Here is a 22,468-nt window from a genome sequence, read left to right on the forward strand (position 1 = left end):
ATATTCTTTATTAATTAAAAATTAAAGCTTAACCCTACTGAATAAGTTCTTACATTAGGATAGCTGACACCATTATTAGTATTCAACTCGGGATCCCACAAATCAAACTTCGACCAGGTAAGCAAGTTCGTTCCCATAACATATACACGAGCACCGCTTACACGAGTTCCATCGAACCATTTTTTCGGGAAATAATAAGAAATATTCACCTGTTTCAAACGTAAGAAACTTACATCACGTTTCCACCAAGTACTTGTTTTGAAGTTGTTCTGATTTGAGAAATCAGAAGAACCATAGCCTAAACGAGGATAGAATACATTCTGGTTAGTAGGATCATCTTCACTCCAACGATCTCCGATATTTGCATAAAGGTTACCTTTACCACCATCACCCTGGAACGGCATAATACTTGAACCGCTCAGATTACGGTCTGCTTTAGCTACACCCTGGAACAATACACTCAAAGAAAGATTTCCAATTCTCAGGTCACCACCAAAACCATAATACATCTTAGGCACATCACCGCGACCGATTTTTACCTGGTCGTATTCGTCGATAACACCGTCCCCGTTCATATCTTTATATTTGATATCACCAGGGCTCAATTTACGGGGTTCTCCTGCGGTTTCACCGAACTGCAAAGGAGATGCTTCGATTTCTTCCATGCTGGTGAAAAGACCTTCAGCAACGTATCCCCAACGGGCCAATACGTTAGAACCTTTTCTATCTAACCAAGGATATGCGGGAGGAGCATCGTCATTTTCGATGATCTTATCTTCATTCCAAGTAAAGTTACCACGTACCGTTAATGTTATATCTTTAGTAATGGGCTGAGTATAGTCCATAGAAAGTTCATAACCATGGTTTTCAACAATACCGAGGTTACCCATCGGCAGGTTATTCAAACCGATATAGTCAGGAACAGAAATTCTCTGCAAGAAAATTCCCTCACGACGTTCGTGGAAATAATCGAATACGAATGACAAATTATCATTCAAGAATTTAAGATCGACACCAAAGTCTCTCTTACGGGAAGTCGACCATTTTACATTAACACCGTAATCTGAAATAGCGACACCTGATTTCGAGGTAGAACCCCATCTATAACCAGCGTTACCATCTGTCATAAGAGTCATGTATCCGAAACGACGAGAACCAATAACGTCACTACCTACTTTACCGTCGGTATAACGGAATTTCAGGAACGATACGTACGGTCTGATAGGATCCCAAAAACGTTCGTTAGAGGGTACCCAACCCACACCGACTGCCGGGAAGAAACCGAAACGATTGCTGGGTGCGAAGTTTTCAGAACCGTTATAACCCATATTAAGTTCCAAGAAATAACGGTCGTCATATGAATAAGTCGCACGAGCAGCGATACCCTGGTTCTTATAAGGAACAGATGCGATCAGATCGCCAACATCGGTATATCTGAGTTCTTTTGTATTAAAAAGGAACATAGCCCCTACTCTGTGTTTACGAGCAAATACCCGATCATAGTTTAAAGCAGCTTCGAAATAGAAAGTACGGTTACCATTTTGTCCATTACCATATCCTAAAGTAGGATTACCACTTTCATAAGTACGAACCAGGTTCAGCGTACCGTCCTCGTTATAAGGATTAACCCATAAACCATTTTCATCTTTTGAAGAATTGATAAAGAATGTACTTTCACGTTTGGTATAACTTGCAGTATGACCAGAAGTTACGTCAAAAGCAGCCAAAGCATATACTTTAAGTCCCTTACTCCAGTTCCAGAAATCGAGGTCCTGAGTAAGTTTGATATTCATATTTACTTTTGTCGTATATTCTTCTTTATATCCACGACGAGTCAAATCAGACCACGGGTTACGATAGTCACCGTTCGACTGAGTTCCCGGAACAGAACCATCGGGGTATTCTTTAGCATAAGCTACCGGACTTACATCCATTGCCTGAGCGAAAATATTTCCCGAACCTTCTGCAGGATAATGACCGTTTGCAAAATATCCCTGAACGCCCACATTGATCAAAGTCTTATCTGTAGCCTTCAAGTCAACATTCGATACAAAGTTATAACGACGATATTTCATCGTAACGTCATAAGATTCGATATCACCTTTATTGGTAAGACCGCTTTCATCATAGTAAGACAACGAAACATAGTATGTCGCATTGGGCACACCACCACGTACACTCATATTCAAACGACGATTATGTCCCCAGTCTTTATACAGTTCATCGATCCAGTCAACATTAGGATAAAGATATTTGTTATACAGGTGAGGATTATCGTTGGGTATAAGACCATATGCTTTTTTAGTAGCTTCGATATATCCCGGTTTAAACAACACAGGACCTCCTGAGTTCTGAGAGGCTTCATTGGCAGCATCCATATATTGGAAACCATCGGCCATGTCAGGAACATAAGTCAACTGAGTAAAACCTTCATAATAATCGAGAGAGAATTGCGGTTTACCCACTTTACCCGGTTTTGTTTGGATAAGGATAACACCGTTAGCACCACGCACACCATAAACAGCCGTAGCAGATGCATCTTTTAAAACCGTGAAAGACTCGATGTCGTTAACGTCGATCTGAGAGAAATCACGTTCTACACCATCCACAAGAATCAACGGTTTAGAGTTCTGGTTAGTAAAAGTAGAGATACCACGAATCCAGATATCCGAATCATCGTGTCCCGGTTCACCGGTACGCTGTACCGATACCACACCCGAAAGACGACCTGCCAGAGAAGAACTCAAGTTAGCAGCCGGCATTTTCATATCGCCTACTTTCAATTGTGATTGCGAACCTACGGCAGCGATTTTACGTTGCTCGCCATAACCTACGACAACGACTTCATTCATAGCCGTTACATTCTCTTCAAGAACGATATCTAAAAGAGTCTGATTCGGCTTAATTTTAATTTCCTGTGGTTTAAATCCGATATACGTTACCGAAATCACAGGATTAGCACCTTGGAGCACAATGTTATAAGTACCGTTCACGTCGGTAATTACCGCATTGTTCGTACCTTTTTCGGTTACTGTTACACCAATCATCAGTTCACCTTTGGTGTCGGTAACACGACCTGTTAATTTTTGCGCTGCTTCGACAAACGATATTGAGGCAAAAAGCATCATGAATACCGCAAAAAGTTTAATCGAATGCAACTTCAAATGAATTTGTTTCATGCATTTTCACATTTAAATAATTAATATTTAATGAGATAATTCTAAAAGAGAGTTAAGTAAATAATTAGTATTAGATTTCGATTTCATGGAAAAAAGAAATAATAGCCGCCGTTTTACCAACGGCTATTATCTCTATTATTAATAATTATAAATTCAGCACTTTTTCGGTATAAGCTTTACCGTTTTCTACAATACGCACAATGTAAATTCCTGTTGTCGGCAAAGACAAGGTTGCAATTCCATCCTGACCAACTGTTTGTTTAATCAACTGACCGTTGGTATTGTACAGACTTACATCAGCTTTGTCGATACCGGTTATCGTTACAATACCGCCATTTACTACGATCTTGTAAGCAGATTCCGCTACATTATCTTCGATACCGGAAGGATCCCAGGGTTTCTGAACTTTAAGAGTCGGATAAGAAACTCCTTCCTCTATCGTCCATACATTATCGAAATCCCATCCCATTTCTACATAAGTAGTTTGCTTGTAGAATTCTTCAGAAGCACGAGCATCAGATTCACTTACTCTGGGATATCCGGCAAAATCGGTAGATTGTTCGTAGTTAGGATTACCTACTTCTCCGGAAACAGAATTGAAGGTTGCAGCCATATCGTAACGACACTTATTGAATTCTTTCAATACAGAACCTGTTCCGTCAGCAGTTACAATAAAGCGTCCAGCCAGACCGGCTTCGATGTTAGCCATTACTGCCAATCCATTCATAGTCGTAAGATCGCTACTTCCTTCTGAAGCTTTGGTTTCATCCATACCCAAAATACCACCGGCACGGTTAAACCAGCTTGCTGTAGAAATAGATCTTACCTGACCGGCAACATACGAGTTCTTGAATGTAGTAGCCATACATACACCGGCCAAACCACCACCTTGGTAATTATCGGTATTCATATCGCCATTGAAGTAGCAGTTTTCGATTGTAGATCTTACCGATTTACCCACTATACCGCCCACATGGTCGTTACCGTTTACACTACCTGTAACATAACACTGAGAGATAAGATCACCTTCAGACCAACCTACGATACCACCGACATCCTGACCCTTTGCAGAGAAATTAAGATCGGTAACTCCTAAATTAGTAATAGTAGCTCTTCTGGTTACATTAAATAAACCGCCTTTCTTATTAGGACTTCCCGTATAGATACATTTAATATTACGTATCTGATGTCCCTGGCCATCAAATGTTCCGGTGAAAGGATTATCTTCTGTACCGATACCTGTGAATGTAACACCGGTCATATCGATATCATTCATCAGTTTATAATTACCTACAACAAAATTCTGAGCGGCAACTAAATCCTGAGGAGTTCTAATTTCACGGTTAGCTCCATCTTCGAGATAAACTGTTACCGTGAATGATTTACCGACTGTTTTAACATCTGTTCCTTCTACTGCTCCATTACCATAATCATCAGCTTCCGGTGTAAATGTAACAACAGTCATTTCAGACGGATTTCTCGTTACGTTCAAGAATAATTCATGAGCATCGTTTACAACACCGTCAGTACGGAATAAATTGCTATCAAAGCTATATTTTACATTCTGTCCGTTAGAACCATAAATATGAGTAAGTGTAGTCGAAGGAAGAACACCTACAATAAGGTCAACATTGTCAGGAGCACCGATTACATGTACATCAATCGGAGTATTCTGCCATTTCAGCACCGGATACAAACCATTTACCATTTTCCAGGTATTCGTCATATCCCAGCCAGCAGCTTCAGCATAGAATGTTTCATCTTTTGCAAAACTTACCTCTTCCAATGGATTTCCATGTTCAGTATTGTCTCCCATTTCCTCTACACTCGGAGTTGTAAGGCTGTTCAAATCTTTACCATAAGCTGTGGTAGGCAATGAGTAACAATTTATCACCTGAGCAGTTTTAGTTTCACCGCCGAATACAACCATACGCTTACCGTTACCAGCGATCAGATAAGGAGAAAGACAAAGGCTGTTTTCAATACGTGCATATGTGTTTTCTTTATCAACCAGGCAAGCAACACCTCCGACATTAGAACCCGGACATCTTGCAATACCACTGAAATAAGAATTTTCTATTACAGCAGCAATCATCGTACCCATCAGACCGGCAGCCTGATATTGTCTTGAATAAACTTCCGAATTAGAATAACAGTCGGTCATAAGAGTGTTAACGATTTGACTCTGAGGATCGAGACAATCATCCATAGTACCACCAATAATAGCAGCAACATGGTCGCGACCTTCTACATAACTGTTACCTACATAACATTGCGATACAGTAGTACCAGCTGCACGTCCGACGATAACACCGGTATTTGCATTACCGTTAACGTTTGCATTTTCAAAACCTAATTTTTCGATTGTAGCTCCACTGGCAGCACCGATGAAACCGGTATTGTCATTATCGGGAGTATTAATTGTAAGATTTTTAATAATGTGTCCTTCACCTTTAATAGTACCGGTAAAAGGTGCATCTACCGTACCGATAGCAGCAAATTCAACACCTGCCAGATCGATATCAGCAGTTAAAGTATATTCACCGTCGAGTTTATAACGAATATTATCGAGTTCTTCAGCCGTAGCGATTGTAGGAGAAACTTCGATAACAGTAAGTTCGAAACTTTGAGAAGCGGCATTAGAATTATCGTCTGCTACTGTTGAAGCGGTAATAGTTGTAGTACCAACTGATTTAGAAGTAATAACACCGTCAGCAATAGTTGCAACAGCCTCATTACTGCTGGTATAAGTTACCACTTTACCAAAGGTAGAATAAGCGCCAACAGTTTTCGTACCGTTATTTACCATCTTACAATCTTCGGGCAAACCATAAACCTGATCGAATTCTTTTATACCTTTATCTTTAACCCATTTCAATAAAGGTAAAGAAGAATTTCCTACAGTCCATATAGTTGCATCCCATGCTAAAGTACTGGTAATAAAATCAGCAGATTTCAGTTCTTCCAATGATTTTTTGTCACCGTCCATACCTGAAGGATCTTGGGTGGGATCTTCCGGATCGATAGCAACACCATTAATCAGGGTCCCTTCCCAACCATAAGAATTCGAGATAGTATATGGTTTGGGAGTATCACCGGCATACCCCAAAATGCGATGAACTCGGCCATTGTTTCCGGTTAAATAAGGAGAAGCCACGAAACTAGCGACAATATTAGTCGCTTCGTTACCCCAAACTTCCGAAGCATTGTCAATCAACGCCACAATACCACCGGTATTCGATTTATTCTCGCAAATACCCGAGAAGTAGCAATTTACAATATCTACGTCATACGAAGTACCTACGATACCTCCAGCCTGGCTGAGAGAGGAAATAATCAAGGCCGTAGAAAAACAATCTTTCACCCGGCTTTTTTCCGTAGCACTCGCTCCGAAACCACCGACAATACCGGCAACATGGTCTGCACCATTAATGATACCAGATACAAAACAGCCTTCGACAACTGTACCGTTTGCCGCATTACCAACGATACCAGCTACGTCTTGTTTACCCGCTAACGATACATTCACAAGACCCACTTTAGAAATTTGGGCTCCATTAGCAGCACCGAACAACCCCACTTTATCCGCCTCGGGGGTATCGACTTTTAATCCATTAATTACAAATCCGTTTCCATCAAAGATTCCGGTAAAAGGAGCTTCTGCAGTTCCTATCGGAGTCCAGTCACCAGACAAAGTAATATCGGCTGTCAACTGATAGTGACCACCCAGATCATCGGCTATCGCCTTTAATCCAGCTTCATCACTAATCGGAGTCTGAGCCAACATTACGGAAGGGGCACAACAAAGGAGCCCCACAAAAGCCATCTTCAACATACGTGAAGACAGCCCTGACAATTGCGTAAGTCTTTTCATGTCGTTTAATTTAAGTTACTAATAAGTGGAATAAAGAGGGAAAGGGAACACGATCTCAACACTTTTACTCTTTATTTCATGTCAAATTTGGGGATAAACCAATAGGGAAAGATTTCTGTGTAAGACAAAAAGGTGTCATAATCATCTCTTTGTAGATTATGACACCTTTTTTGCTATTTATGACACTACGGCTATTTCAGAGCATTTTTTCGCATAAAACACTGTATATATTCTATTTGATACTCGAAATTACTTATAATGCCTTTATTTTTTTCAAATTATCACGAACAATAATGTAATTGTTCGTGATAATATAATCATTCGAAACTGATTAATTCATTACTTTTTGAGTATATACAGTACCATTTTCTACAATACGTACTACATATACACCTGAAGTAGGAATATCAATCATTACAGTACCTGACTGACCCGACAGTTGCGCTGCAACCTGACCATTCATGCCAACCAGAGCAACCTGAGCATTTGTCAATCCGGAGATTATAACTTGACCATTTGATACAGTCACTTTATAGCCGTCTGCCGTTGCACCATCGATAGCATCGGTATCAAGAGTTACCGTTACATCGGTCGTTGCAGGTTCTGCATTTATCAACACATACTTCTCTGCATTCGTAACTCCGAATGTCAACAAACAAGTACCGTCGGTTTCAGCACCATCTTTAATACTCAAAATACCATCAGTCATTACAACCGATTCGGCTGCATCACCTGTAATCTCACATGAGAGACCCGATAAGAGCGTCATACCATAATTGGTAACCGGTTTCTTCGTAAAGTCTGAAGTCGTTGTTTCATCAACCTCAGAAAGTGTTACAGATTCCGGAACATCTACAATTGTCATGTATACTTTATCTTGCCATTTCAAGACAGGATAAGTTCCGTCGGCTGTCCAGACATCAGAAGACCATCCCATTGTCGTAATCACATCGGCAGAAGTTGCACTTACAGGAAGATTCGCTCCGTGAGGTTTATCAAGGCCATAATTGTAGTCTGTTTCAGGAACCGTACCTAATTCACCTTTACCGATTAACAACCAAGGTGCGGCATAATTATTTTCGAGGGTACATTTTTCGTTTCCGGGAACAATACGCAAAGATACGCCACCATCGATCGTTGTTGCCAAACATAATACATTTTTAATATAGGATTGTTCATTTCCTTCTATCAATGAAACAATTCCGCAAGTATTTTGAATGTTACATTTAACCGATCCGGCAAAATACGATTTTTCTACCGTTCCATTACTTAATACACCCACGAGGCCACCTGCTTGGTATCCAGTAGAAACGATTTCTGCAATTCCATAACAGTTAGAAATGCTAGAGCCAGAACCATCTGTCATACCGACTAATGAAGCTACATGATCATATCCTTCGATATAGCTGTTTGCTACATAACATTCAGAAATTGTTGTAGCGAAAGCTCTACCAACGATTCCAGCAACATCAGCTTTACCTTTAAGATTTGCACTTTCAAGTCCTACCTGAGAAATCGTAGCGCCATTCGTTACTCCGAACAAACCTACTCGATCAGCTTCAGGTGTATTTATTACTAAACCTTTGATAATATGCCCATTACCAATAAGTTTTCCAGTAAACGGAGCATCAGTAGTTCCTATCGGAGAAAATTCAACTTCGGTAAGATCGATATCATTTACTAAAGTGTATTCTGCATCGAGTTTAAAACGGATATTATCCAGATCTTCTGCAGTTTCGATCTGCGTCTTAATGGTTACTACAGATAAAGTGAACGATGCTGTAGCAGCATTAGAATGAGCATCTTCAACCGTAGAAGCCGTAATTGCACTTTCTCCATTGCCAACGATAGTAACGACGTTACCTTCGATTGTCGCTACATCTGTATTGCCAGAGGTATAAACAACATCTTTTCCGAATAACGAATAAGCATTCAAATCGATTGTGGAACCTATTTCACCTTTTAAGATTCCGGTCTGCAATCCGTAGATAACATCGAGATTTGCCGGAACTGTTTGCCATGCTAAAACAGGAAGCGTTCCGTCAGTAATCTTCCATTCCGATCCGAATCCGACAGTATTGGTTTGGAAATCTGCAGATTTCAGTTCTTCCATAGTCTTCGATTCACCATCAAAACCGGCAACATCACTGGTTGCAGTAAGAATATTTCCTTTCTGATCGAGAATAGTAACATCCAAACCGTAGTTATTGGTTAATGTATATTTCTTTCCGTCGGGATTACCGAGAATACGATTACATCCTTCTCCAGCCCATTCTCCTGCATATATATAAGGTGCAACAGAGAAACAGTTTGTAACGATCGTTATTGAAGCATCGTCACCGCCTTCGGGTAAAGCAACAATACCGCCACCATTAGAAAAACCGCTGCTATTAGCTTTAATATAACCGGCAAAATAACATTTATCTACTGTTATCGGTTTTGTCGTTCCGGCAATACCACCGCACTGACCACCAATAAGAACAGCCGTAGAATAAGAGTTAGAAACAGTATTCATCGGTTGATCTCCGCTACAACCGCCAATAAACGAGGCATTATGATCGTTTCCGAGAATGGTTCCCGTTACATAACACTGGTCGATCGTTACACCACCTTTGGCCAAACCTACAACAGCAGCGACATTTTGTTTACCGGCCTTAATCGATACATTTTCGAATCCGAGTTTAGAAATAGTCGCATTTTTAGCAGCAGAAATAAATCCGATTCTATCAGCGTTTGTGGTAATCAACATATTCTTAATGATATGACCGTTACCATTGATCGTACCCGTAAACGGAGCCTGATCAGAACCGATCGGAGTCCATTCAACAGGAGCAAGATCGATATCGGCAGTAAGAATATATTTACCATCGAGTTTATCGTTAATAGCTTGCAGTTGTTCAACCGTAGAAATTTCGATATATTGTTCCATACCGAATAATCTCAATGTAGGAAGCGATTCACCATAAGAGAATCCCCATACATTATCCATATCCCAACCAATACCTGCGTACGTAGCGGGATCACTGAATGCGGCCAAAGGTCTTGCGTCTTCAGCTTTCTTTCTGGGACTATCTTTATAAGAATCCGAGAGTTCATATGCATTGGTAGCAGCAGACTCTTCGTTTCTCGAAACAGCCTCGTTACCCTCGTCATAGAGACAGTTTGTAAAGGCTGTTAGAGCGCAAGAAGCGTTATCGGCCATCGACAAGAATTTGCCACTTACAGGCGAAGATACCGATGCCAAAGACACGATACCGGTCAACGTACAATCAGGACCATCGGTAAGGCCAATAATACCACCGGCACGATAGAACCACTCGGTTGCTTGGGTAGAGGAGGTAACACTACCGGCAACATAACAATTTTCGAATACCGTTGCATCTGCCGTTCCCGTAATACCTCCTGCTTGATAAGCTGCAGTTTCTACCGTTGCGTTTACATAACAATTCTTAATCGTAGAACCGTGTGAAGCACCTGTAATAGCACCCACATGATCATTCCCTTTAATTCTACCTGTTACGTAGCACAAAGAAATATTATCGTTCTGAGAATAAGCCACGAGACCGGCAATATCTTGATCTATGTTTTCTATATCTACATTCTCGAGACCGACTCCGGTAATTGTCGCACCCTTAGATACATTGATTAACGCTCCGGTTTTCTTACCTGAAGGTCTGCGGGTAATATTTTTAATTTTGTGTCCCTGGCCATCGAAAGAACCGATAAACGGCTGAGCTTCAGAACCGATACCATCAAAGTTTTCACCCGACATATCGATATCATTCGTCAGTTTAAAATGACCTACAGGATACTGCGCAGCCAATCTAAGATCTTCGGGAGATGCAATATTCCGTTCAGCATCCAATATCTTAACCTGCAATTTTACTTCGTCAGAATTTATTATACTAAATGCAGGGTCAGAACAGCCGAATGTAGCTTCGAAATCGCCGGCCTGAGCTTCGTCTTTCAAAGTAATTACTCCATCGACCAATTCTGTAGAAGCCGCAGCTTCTCCATCTAAAGTACATGTAAGAGAAGATTTACAAGTTAAACCATAGTTAGTCATCACTTCTTTAGAAAGATCAAAAGTAGTTTGCAGACCTTTTACTAAAAGAATAGCAGGAACAGAAATATCATTTAATTTCATATTGATCGTACGACCGTTCTGCCAACTCAGTACCGGATAAATTCCATCTTTCATACACCATTGATCCGCAGTCCAATTCATCGTAGTAATGATATCGGCCGACCGAGGATCGGTTTCGAGATTTGCACCGTGAGGTTTGCCAAGGCCATAATTCTGATCCTGTTCAGAGATAGTTTTATCTCCTACTAATCCATAATTGTTTTCGAGAACACAAGGGCGGCCTTGAGTAGAAACAATACGAAGCATACCCGGACCATTTATCTTGGTAGCGATACACAACGCATTTTTTACCGCATTATTATCACTCTCTCCATCAACCAATCCGACGATACCGCAAGTCTGTCCTCCGCGACATTCAACAGAACCGGCAAAATAAGAATCCAATACCTGGGCATTTTTCATCGTACCCAAAATACCACCTGCCTGCCAGTCTCTCGAATAGATATCTACGGTTGCATAGCAATTAGAAATCACCGTAGTACCTTCATTTCCGTTTTCGGTACCCCCTACAATGGCGGCCACATGGTCGCGACCCTCGATGTAACCATTGGCGACATAACAAGATGTTACTTTAGTACCCCAAGCTTTACCCACAATGGCAGCCACGTCGGCATTTCCATTGATATTTACATTTTCAAAGCCTACGTTAGAAATTTCAGCAGCTTTCGCTACACCGAAGAAACCGGAACGATCCTGAGCCGGAAGCTGGAATTTCAAACCGCTTATCACATGTCCGTTACCATCAAATTTACCGGTAAACGGAGCATTATCTGTACCTACAGGTGTCCAATCTTCGGTAAGTTCGATATCGTTTGCCAAAGTAAATTCACCTGCGAGATCAAAACGAATATTATCCAACTCATCGGCTGTCGTAATATTATATACAACTTCTACGACCTTCAATTGTGTCTCAACTGATGAAGCAAGAGAGTGAGCATCGGCTTCGGTAGAAGCTGTAATCGTCACATCACCTTTAGCAACTCCCGTTACAAGACCTGTATTTTCATCAACCGTTGCAATCTCAGGATTGCTCGATACATACTTAACTGTCTTACCGAAAGTAGAATACGCACTCAACGTATTTGTTTCTCCAGCTTTAACCTTAGAGGTCGCAGGCATACCATAAAGATAATCGAGTGCCGAATATTCTTTCTGCCAAGCTAATACAGGGAGTGCACCTGCCTCGATTTTCCATTGGTCTCCCAAAGTAAGGGTTGTGGTCTGGAAATCGGCAGACTTAATTTCATCTAATGTTTTCGATCCTCCTTCTACACCGGCGATATCGCCACCATCAGTAACGGTTTTCGGAGTTCCTCCTTGAATTAACTGAGTACCTTCCCATGCGTAATTATTAACAAGTTCCGGTGTACGGCCGTTATTATTTCCGACAAAACGATGAGTAGAACCCGAACCATTTAGATAAGGAGAAACAACAAGCGAATTAGTTATTTTAGTAGCACCTTCCAATAAAGAAACAAAGCCTCCGGTATTCGAATTGCTCGTGCTGCAAATACCGGAAAAATAACATTTATCCAATATTATGTTTTTGGTGGTACCTACCATACCTCCCGCCTGACTACTTATAGATATAACTATAGCTGTAGAATAAGTATCGGTCACTTTATTCTCGCCGTTTTCATTACTGCAACCACCGATAATGGCACCTACGTGGTCCGATCCGGTTACAAAACCGGTAACATAACATTCGCTGATAGTAACATTTTCAACCGCCTGTCCTACCAAACCGCCCACATCTTGTTTACCTTTGAAATTTACATTTTCAAGGCCGAGTTTTGTAATGGTAGCACCTTTGGCCACAGCAAAAAAGCCGACTTTGTTATTAGTACCGCCATCATACGCAGCGTTTTTAATAACGAAACCGTTTCCATCAAAAGTTCCTGTAAAAGGATTACCATCGGTTCCGATAGGAATAAATCCATCCGATAAAGTTATATCGGCTGTCAGTTTGTAACTACCGTTCATATCGGTAATTCCTTTTAGACCCGCCTCATCACTGATTTCCGTCTGTGCGAACGTGACGGAAGGGACACTAAGCAGCAGTCCCAACGCTACTGTCTTCCATAAACCAGAAGGCAGTTTCCAAAAATGTGTAAGTTTTTTCACGTCTTTGATTTTAAGTTACGAATAAAAAAATTTCTCTCTATACTTTATTACTAAAATAAAGTTCCGAAATTTAACCTGTAAAATATATATCAAAGTTTCTTACCACGACAAAAAGGTGTCACAATCTACCTATGGTAAATTATAACACCTTTTTAATTATTTTTCCACTAACCCGGTTTAGCAAACTATTTTATTCATAATCTTTTAAATATCAAACTTTAAGTCGATATTCACGTGGGGTCATATTATACTTTTTAAAGAATTCACGATAAAAATAAGATTTATTCGACATTCCGACCTTATAAATAATCTCTTGAACGGAAAGATTCGTGGTCAAAAGCAATTTTGCAGCATAAGAAAAACGATAATCTTTTATAAAATCACTGGGGGATAACGAAGAAACCTTCTTAAACTTACGATATAAGCTTCGGGTATTCATCCCCATTTTCTCCGCAACGGTTTCTGGACGTAATGATTCTTCGTCGAGATTTTCGTTAATTACTTTTATCACGGCATCAAGAAAATCTTTATCTTCCTGATGTACCAATATCCCATCGGTCATTTCATAAGCACTTTCCCGGGAACTGAAATAATCTTTCAATCCTTTTTTATTCGATATCAGGCGATTCACCATAGAATACAACACAGCAGAAGAAAATGGTTTGGTCAAATATGCATCTGCTCCCATTTTCAACCCGTCGGTCTGATCCTGATCCGTTACTTTAGCCGAAACAATGATAAGCGGGATGTATTTGGTATACTTATTCGACCGTATACGGCGGACAAGTTCCAAACCATCGATTCCCGGCATTAGGACATCTGTAATTATCAAATCAGGAGTCTGCTTCTCTAAAATAGAAAAAGCCTCATCAGCATTGTTCGCCTTAAGTACCGTATATTCGTCTTTAAGAATATCTTCTATCAACCAGATAATTTCTTTATTATCATCTACCGCAAGCACCAGAGGCTTATCCGGATCGATACCGGTTTTTATAACTTCCAAATCGGATATTTGCGGCTGCTGTATTGCAGAAATTGCAGACATAACCGTACTTTCTTCATTATTATCGGCATCTACCTGTAATTCGGGCAATGACACTTCAAATTCCGCATACTCTCCAACCACACTTCTCACCGATATATTCCCATCGAGCAAATCAGTCATTCCATGACATATCGACAAGCCGAGCCCATTTCGGGAAGTCATATCGGTATAAGCATTACGATCCATGTTCTCAAGAATATTATACCTGTCGAAAAGTGTCGATAACTTATCGGCTTCGATACCATTACCGGTATTATGAACGATAATCTTTAATTCCGAATCCCGAATCTCGGCCAGAATACTTATCTTTCCGTTTCGAGGCGTATATTTAAATGCATTGGAAAGAAGATTCACGACAATTTTCCCCAGACAGGAAGTATCGGTATTCCAATATAAATCCTCCGGAACTTTCGTTATAAATTCTATACCGTTCAGACTTGCCACTTCATTATAAGGTAAAACCCACCGATTTACTAATTCTGCAATAGATACACGACGTATATGACGTTCGATGTGCCCACCTTCTTCTATTTTACGAAAATCGATGATTTCCTGAACCAGATCATTCAAATAACGAGAATTAGATTGTAACATCGAAACATATTCCCGAATTTTTTTATCGGTTTTTTCATAAGTCATTATACGCTCGCAAAAACCATTTATAAGCGTTAAAGGCGTACAAAACTCATGTGTTATGTTGGTAAAGAAATCGATCTTCTCCTGAAATAATTTTTCTCGTTGTTCTTCCTTCAACTTATTGGCAATTGCCATTTGGCGTTGCTTTATCTTTCTCATTCCTACATATATAACTCCCGAACAGATAAGCAGGAATATAATTATATACGCTACATAGGCCCAAGGTGAACAATACCAAGGAGACAAAATCGTAATGGGTAACGAGAAAAATTTATCTTCCGAATCATAAACATCGTTTTTATACTTTACTTTAAGTATATAGTGCCCGGCCGGAAGATTTGTAAAAGAAGCTTCATTTACTTTCTGAGTACTCATCCAATGAGAATCGAAATTCTCAAGCTTATAATAGTATTCATAATGCTTACCGTCGATATAATCGAGGGCAACAAAAGAAACGGAAAAAGAATTATCAGAAAAAGGCAATACAAGCGTTCCTTTCTCTTTTTTAATAAAATCGAAAAGGTTTCTGTCTTCCCCTCTTACTTCAAGACCGGTAAAATAAAATTCTGGTAAAAAATCCTGATTTACTTTTTCATCATGTTCTACCCACGCCACACCATTTACTCCTCCAAAAAACAAACGCCCGGAATAAGGACACCGATAATAAGCATCATCGCAAAATTCTACCACATCGGTACCATATTTAAAGTAATTATGGAAGAAATTGTTTTTCGGATTATATTTCACAAGACCTTTATTCGTCCCCATCCAAATACAGCCGTTATCATCCTCGAGTATACCATGTATCATATCATTCAGAATACCGTCTTTACGATCGAATTGTTGAGCCTGCTGTTTGCCATTCTCATCGACCCAAACTTTGGATAGTCCCGAACTGGCTCCGAAATAAAATACCGAATCCCGGCTCTGATATACACAAATTACATCACCTATCGCCGAAATGTCATTTGAAACAAAATCATAATCATAAGTACGGATATTAAATCGTATGACTCCATATCCGCCACGGCTGCCGAGCCACAAAGTATTATGACCATCATAACTCATCGAAAAGAATTCGCTGCAAAGATTTCCGCTTTTATAAAACAGAAAACGTCTTACCGATTTTACGCTTATATCCGGGGTACGTCCTTCGACGACTACGCGCAATAACCCCATTCCGGCTGTCGACATCCACAGCACCGAATCATTTTCTTCATACACAGAATGTACCCATTTTATTTCTTTTCCCGTATGGTTAATCAACGAATGCATCCGTGAATCTTTATTGGAAAAATAAGAAAATCCCGGGCCTTCTGTGGCGATCCAGATAATATCGCGATATCGGCTGCGTAATATACCGAATACCTGATCGCTCGACAACCCGTTTTCGGTCGTATAATATGATACTTGTGACACCGGTATTTTACCTTTACCAATCCGGTCGTATTTACTAATGCGTATTATACCGTCACCTTTAGTTCCCAACCACAAATCACCGTTTTCGTCGGTATAGATCGAACGAACCGGCTTATTGATACTATAAGGCAATTGATCGAGCATTATGTTACGATATAAATCGGAACTGTTATGATACATTAAAATCCCTTGCCCGTCGGTACACAACCATATAATATTCTGACGTTTATCCTTCCGCATCGAAAATACGCCAATATTCATATTCACGAATTCTACCCGATAATTATTATCAGAAAGCAATTTTAAAACACCATTGCTTTTAAACGATATCAAAATATCACCATCACAGGATAGTATCGACGAAATGATACCGTATTTATTCACCAACTCCGAAACATCTTTTATAAATGTCTTTTTATGGTGCTCTATATTAAATGAATATAATTTGTTAAGAGAATCTATAAAATAGATAATACCGTCATCATAAAAAGCATATTGGGTATTTTTATCATGAAGGGCGATATTACGAACATTTAATTCGATATCTTCCGGATCATATCCTTTTTTAAAACTATAATTCACCTTCAAGATACGATTATCCGCACCGAATATCCATAAAGTGTTATAATCATCGATAAAGATCGTTTTTATTCGTTCGGGAATAATCCCCGGTAAAGAAATTTCTCGAAACTGATGTAACTCAGGATTATAATAAGAAATATGATTTTTGCGAGTAATCACCCAAGCATTACCATTCTTGTCGGATACCAATACACTAGAGTCTCTGAATTGCGGATAGCTCTCCACCACTTTTTTAGTATCTAATGAGAATTTATCGACACCTAAAAAAGTATTTACCCACAAACAATTATTATCAGCGTCTGATATCCCGTGCATTATATTGCTCGATAACGAATACTTATTCCCATATTCGAAACGATATACCTGCACATCGAGTCCATCGTAACGATTCAACCCGTCATATGTACCGGCCCAAATAAATCCTCGGCGGTCCTGATGCATACAAAGAACTGAACTGTTCGATAAACCGTTCTCCAGATTTTCTACTTTGCTTACTACATAACCTGCTTTTACCGGAACAACCGATAAAATTAAAAACAAGAATAGTAAACAATAATCGGGAAAAAAAATTTTATTCTTAATATATACCACCACGATCAAATCATTGATAACAATAACTCAAACTATAAAACTCTATCTTTTAAAGATATTCGATTTACAAAAATAACCAAGTTTAAGCGTACGAAAGATACACGATCCCGGTTTCCGATTCATGGCGGGAAAAGTACGCCTCTAATTTAAACAATAAATACCCCTTATTTGCGATCTTCAGGTATTGTTTTTGATATACACAAAATATGTATCATTGCAAATATACTAAAAGAGACGATATTTTATATCAAAAAAAATGCTTTATGAATAATTTTTATAATTAATATATGCATTTATAGTAAAGTTTTCATAATACGATTATTATAAATGATCCCATTATATACTTTTTATCCGAACACATTCAAGCTCTTCTCAAAAAAAGAAACGAAAGATCGATCGACTTATTGCGTATCCTTTTTATAAAAATAAAAAAGCGGCCGTTTTTATAAAAAAACGGCCGCCAGTCCTGATTATCACGCTAATTATAATCTGGCTTTAATTGCTTTTGTCGCATCCTCATAACCCGGTTTTTCGAGTAAAGCAAACATATTTTTCTTATAAGCTTCGACCCCCGGCTGATCGAAAGGATTCACCTCTAAAAGATAACCGCTGATACCACAAGCTTTCTCAAAGAAATAAATGAGTTCCCCTAAATATTTTTCCGATATTTCAGGAATCGATATTTTCAGATTAGGCACACCTCCATCTACATGAGCGATCTGAGTTCCTAATTCGGCCATTTTATTCACCTCGTCAACACGTCTGCCTGCAAGGTAATTTAAGCCGTCAAGATCCTCTTCATCCTTCGGAATAGAAACATTGTGTTTCATTTTCTCAACCGAAAGTACAGTTTCGAAGATCGTACGTTCCCCATCCTGAATCCACTGTCCCATAGAGTGAAGATCGGTTGTAAAATCTACTGAAGTAGGGAAAATTCCTTTATGATCTTTACCTTCGCTTTCACCATATAACTGTTTCCACCATTCGGCAAAATAATGAAGCTTAGGATTAAAGTTTACCAATATTTCGATCTTTTTCCCGGCCCGATACAATGCATTACGAGTCGCAGCATATACAGCTGCCGGATTTTTATCGAATGGGATATCTATACCGCATTCTGCTTCCATAATTTCGGCTCCGGCAACCAATTTACGAATATCGAAACCGGCTACTGCAATAGGAAGCAATCCTACCGGAGTAAGAACCGAAAAACGTCCACCGACATTGTCGGGGATGATGAAGGTTTTATAACCTTCTATATCGGACAATTTACGCAATGCTCCCCGAGAAGCATCAGTAACAGCAATGATACGTTTTTTCGCCTCTCCTTCTCCAACTTGTGACTCGAGTTCTTTTTTCAATAAACGGAAAGCGATAGCAGGTTCGGTAGTCGTCCCCGATTTTGAAATATTAATCAACCCGAAACTCTTATTTTTCAGCAGGTCCAGTAATTCATACAAATAATCTTCACCTATATTTTGACCCGCAAAAAGTACCATCGGATTCGAGCCGCTTCCTTTCAGTTGCACAAAACTGTCTGATAATGCCTCTATAACAGCTTTAGCGCCCAAATAACTTCCTCCGATACCGATTACTACTACAACATCACAGCGGTCTCTCAATTGTTTTGCGGCAGTTTCTATCTCAGACAAATGACCCTCGGTAATAGAAGACGGCAAATGTAGCCAACCCAAAAAATCATTTCCTTTTCCGGTTCCCTCATGCAACTTTACCATACTTTCTTCAACCGCTTTCGCATAAGCAAAAACATCCTTTTCATTCACCGCACCACCTAATGCTTTGCCGATGTTAACTCGAATCGTTTCCATACAGATGTTATTTAAATATTTAATTGATCTTATCAAAAATAGTCATAATTATCGGGAATAAAAAGAGATATGGTCGTTGACCATATCTCTTTTACATTTCTTTATCTGAACGTCTCAGTAAGATGCTTTATTTCCGCAAAAGACGACATTTTATTATATAATATATTATACACCGTATCGAGAATCGGCATATCTACTTTATATTTTTCATTTATCTCTTTAATACATTTAGTCCCATAATAGCCTTCGGCAATCATCTCCATTTCTATCTGTGCTGTTTTCACAGAATACCCTTTGCCTATCATCGTTCCGAATGTATGATTACGGCTGAATCTCGAATAAGCGGTAACCAAAAGATCGCCTAAATATACAGAATCGCAAATGTCTCTCCTCATCGGATGCACGGCATTAATAAACCGATTAAGTTCCTGTATCGCATTGGATATAAGTACCGCTTGAAAGTTATCTCCGTATTTGAGGCCATAGCAAATTCCGGCAGCAATCGCATATACATTTTTCAATACCGATCCGTATTCTATCCCTTCCACATCCTTAGAGGTAGATACTTTGATAAAATGATTACTTAACAAATCACTTACTTTACGTGCCCGAGTAACATCAGGGCAACCGATAGTAAGATACGACAATCGTTCGAGAGCAACTTCCTCGGCGTGACAAGGACCACCGATCACTGCAAGATTTTCTTCGGGTATATTATAGAATCTCTTCAAATAATCGGTAACAATCATATTTTCATCAGGAACTATACCTTTTATCGCCGAGAGAACAAATTTATCGTTCATCGACGCAGTAAGTTTCTTTAAGTGCTGTTTAAGATAAGGGGACGGAGTAACGAATACCAACGTATCGGACTCTCTTACCACTTTATTTATATTCGAACTGAAATTGATACGATCAATATCGAATTTCACACTCGACAAATAAACGGGATTATGCCCCAAACGCTTAAAATCGGCAATTCGGTCGCGCCGACGCATATACCAATTGATAGAATCTACATTGAATAATACCAATTTGGCTATTGCTGTAGCCCAGGTACCGCCTCCTATGATCGCTACTTTTCCGGGAAAATCCATGATATTTATATTTACTGCTTATTTCGCATTTTCTACCCATGTTTTTACCTCGTCGACCGTTGGGTTAGGCATGTCGAGCTTATATTTTTTATTAATTCCACAAATTTCCTGATGCAATTTATTCGGGTTTGCCTCAGACAAGGCCTCAACGGTCAAATAACCGGCTTTTTGTACGGGAGAAACCCATTCTTGCGGAACTCCTATAGCTGTATATTTTGCTTCAGCATCCTTTTTCTGTACCTTTTCAGGGCGCATCTGCGGAAAGAAAAGCACTTCTTGAATAGCCGTTTGTCCGGTCATCAACATTACCAAACGATCCATTCCGATCCCCATTCCCGAAGTCGGCGGCATCCCGTACTCGAGAGCCCGGATAAAATCCTGATCGATAAACATAGCTTCATCATCTCCTTTTTCAGAGAGTCTCAACTGCTCTTCGAAACGATATCTTTGATCAATAGGATCATTCAACTCTGAATATGCATTGCATAATTCTTTCCCGTTTACCATCAGCTCGAAACGTTCGGTCAGTTCAGGATTATCACGATGTTTTTTTGTCAACGGCGACATTTCAATCGGATAGTCGATAATAAAAGTGGGCTGAATGTAATTCCCTTCACATTTTTCACCGAATATTTCATCGATAAGTTTTCCTTTACCCATCGTTTCGTCTACCTCTATACCGATCTGCTTACAAACGTCTCGTAATTGTTCCTCAGTCATACCGGTAATATCGATCCCCGTAAACTCTTTGATGGAATCGATCATTGTAACCCGTTTAAAAGGAGTTTTAAAACTGATTATATTCTCCCCTACTTTAATTTCGGTCGTACCGTTTACATCCAAACATATCTTTTCGATCATCTTTTCAGTAAACGACATCATCCAGTTATAATCTTTATAGGAAACGTAAATCTCCATACAGGTAAATTCGGGATTATGAGTCCGGTCCATTCCCTCATTACGGAAATTCTTAGAGAATTCGTATACTCCTTCGAAACCTCCTACAATAAGACGTTTTAAATACAGCTCATCCGCAATACGTAAATACAAAGGGATATCGAGTGCATTATGGTGCGTAATAAAAGGCCTAGCCGCCGCACCGCCCGGGATAGACTGCAAAATAGGAGTTTCCACCTCCATATATCCTTGAGCGTTGAAATATTCCCGCATCGAGTTATAGACCTTATTCCGCTTGATAAAAATATCTTTAATACCGTCGTTTACGACCAAATCGACATAACGTTGACGATACCGCATTTCGGGATCTTCAAAAGCATCGTAAGCCACCCCATCTTTCATTTTTACGATCGGAAGCGGTCTTAACGATTTAGATAATACGGTAAGCTCCTGCGCATGTACCGAGATTTCACCCATCTGTGTACGAAATACGTATCCTTTGATACCGATAAAATCACCTATATCGAGTAATTTCTTAAAAACAGTATTATAAAGTTCTTTATCCTCTCCCGGGCAAAGATCATCACGGGATATATATACCTGAATACGTCCTTTAGAATCCTGTAATTCTATAAAAGAAGCTTTTCCCATAATACGACGACTCATGATTCGGCCGGCGATAGAAACCTCACGACGCTCATCCTCATCTTTAAAAGACTCTTTTATTTCTTTAGTATAGGCATTTACCTGATATTCAGCAGCCGGATAAGGCTCGATTCCCCGATTCCGAAGCTCCTGAAGACTTCCTCGTCTTATTATCTCCTGTTCACTTAATTCAAGTATACTCATTGTATATTATTTTCTTTTTTCATCATAAATCCGATCGATTTCACGCCTCCAATCTTCGGGGTGAAATCATAGTGGAACACAATTTCTTGCAAAAATACAAAACTTTACGCTAAAACAGGCATCGTATTACGTAAAATTATTATAACACACCCACCTATACAGTATTATATGATTACATTTGAAAAAGGCATAAAAAAAG

7 protein-coding genes are annotated in these 22,468 nt (G+C 39.5%); all 7 read right to left on the bottom strand.

Annotated elements, in window-relative coordinates; genetic code table 11:
• Positions 1–14: 14 nt before the first annotated feature.
• Positions 15–3,179 carry a SusC/RagA family TonB-linked outer membrane protein gene (locus NMU02_RS05330; protein WP_255026335.1) on the bottom strand — a complete coding sequence of 1,055 codons (3,165 nt, stop codon included), beginning with the start codon at positions 3,177–3,179 and terminating at the stop codon, positions 15–17.
• Between the two features lie 145 nt (positions 3,180–3,324).
• On the bottom strand, positions 3,325–7,053 hold the full coding sequence (locus tag NMU02_RS05335; RefSeq protein WP_255026336.1) for a GLUG motif-containing protein: 3,729 nt from the start codon (positions 7,051–7,053) through the stop codon (positions 3,325–3,327).
• 331 nt (positions 7,054–7,384) lie between these two features.
• Positions 7,385–13,324, bottom strand: a complete 5,940-nt coding sequence (locus NMU02_RS05340; RefSeq protein ID WP_255026338.1) for an Ig-like domain-containing protein — start codon at positions 13,322–13,324, stop codon at positions 7,385–7,387.
• Between the two features lie 211 nt (positions 13,325–13,535).
• Positions 13,536–17,546: a hybrid sensor histidine kinase/response regulator transcription factor gene (locus NMU02_RS05345; protein WP_255026340.1), complete on the bottom strand. Its 4,011-nt coding sequence runs from the start codon at positions 17,544–17,546 to the stop codon at positions 13,536–13,538.
• A gap of 533 nt (positions 17,547–18,079) precedes the next feature.
• Positions 18,080–19,426 carry a glucose-6-phosphate isomerase gene (locus tag NMU02_RS05350; protein ID WP_255026345.1) on the bottom strand — a complete coding sequence of 449 codons (1,347 nt, stop codon included), beginning with the start codon at positions 19,424–19,426 and terminating at the stop codon, positions 18,080–18,082.
• A gap of 101 nt (positions 19,427–19,527) precedes the next feature.
• A complete protein-coding gene (locus tag NMU02_RS05355) occupies positions 19,528–20,523 on the bottom strand; it encodes an NAD(P)H-dependent glycerol-3-phosphate dehydrogenase (RefSeq protein WP_255026347.1) in 996 nt (331 codons plus the stop codon).
• Between the two features lie 18 nt (positions 20,524–20,541).
• On the bottom strand, positions 20,542–22,269 hold the full coding sequence (gene lysS / locus NMU02_RS05360) for a lysine--tRNA ligase (RefSeq protein ID WP_255026351.1): 1,728 nt from the start codon (positions 22,267–22,269) through the stop codon (positions 20,542–20,544).
• Between the last annotated feature and the right edge of the window lie 199 nt (positions 22,270–22,468).

Source organism: Coprobacter tertius (assembly GCF_024330105.1).
Lineage (GTDB): Bacteria > Bacteroidota > Bacteroidia > Bacteroidales > Coprobacteraceae > Coprobacter > Coprobacter tertius.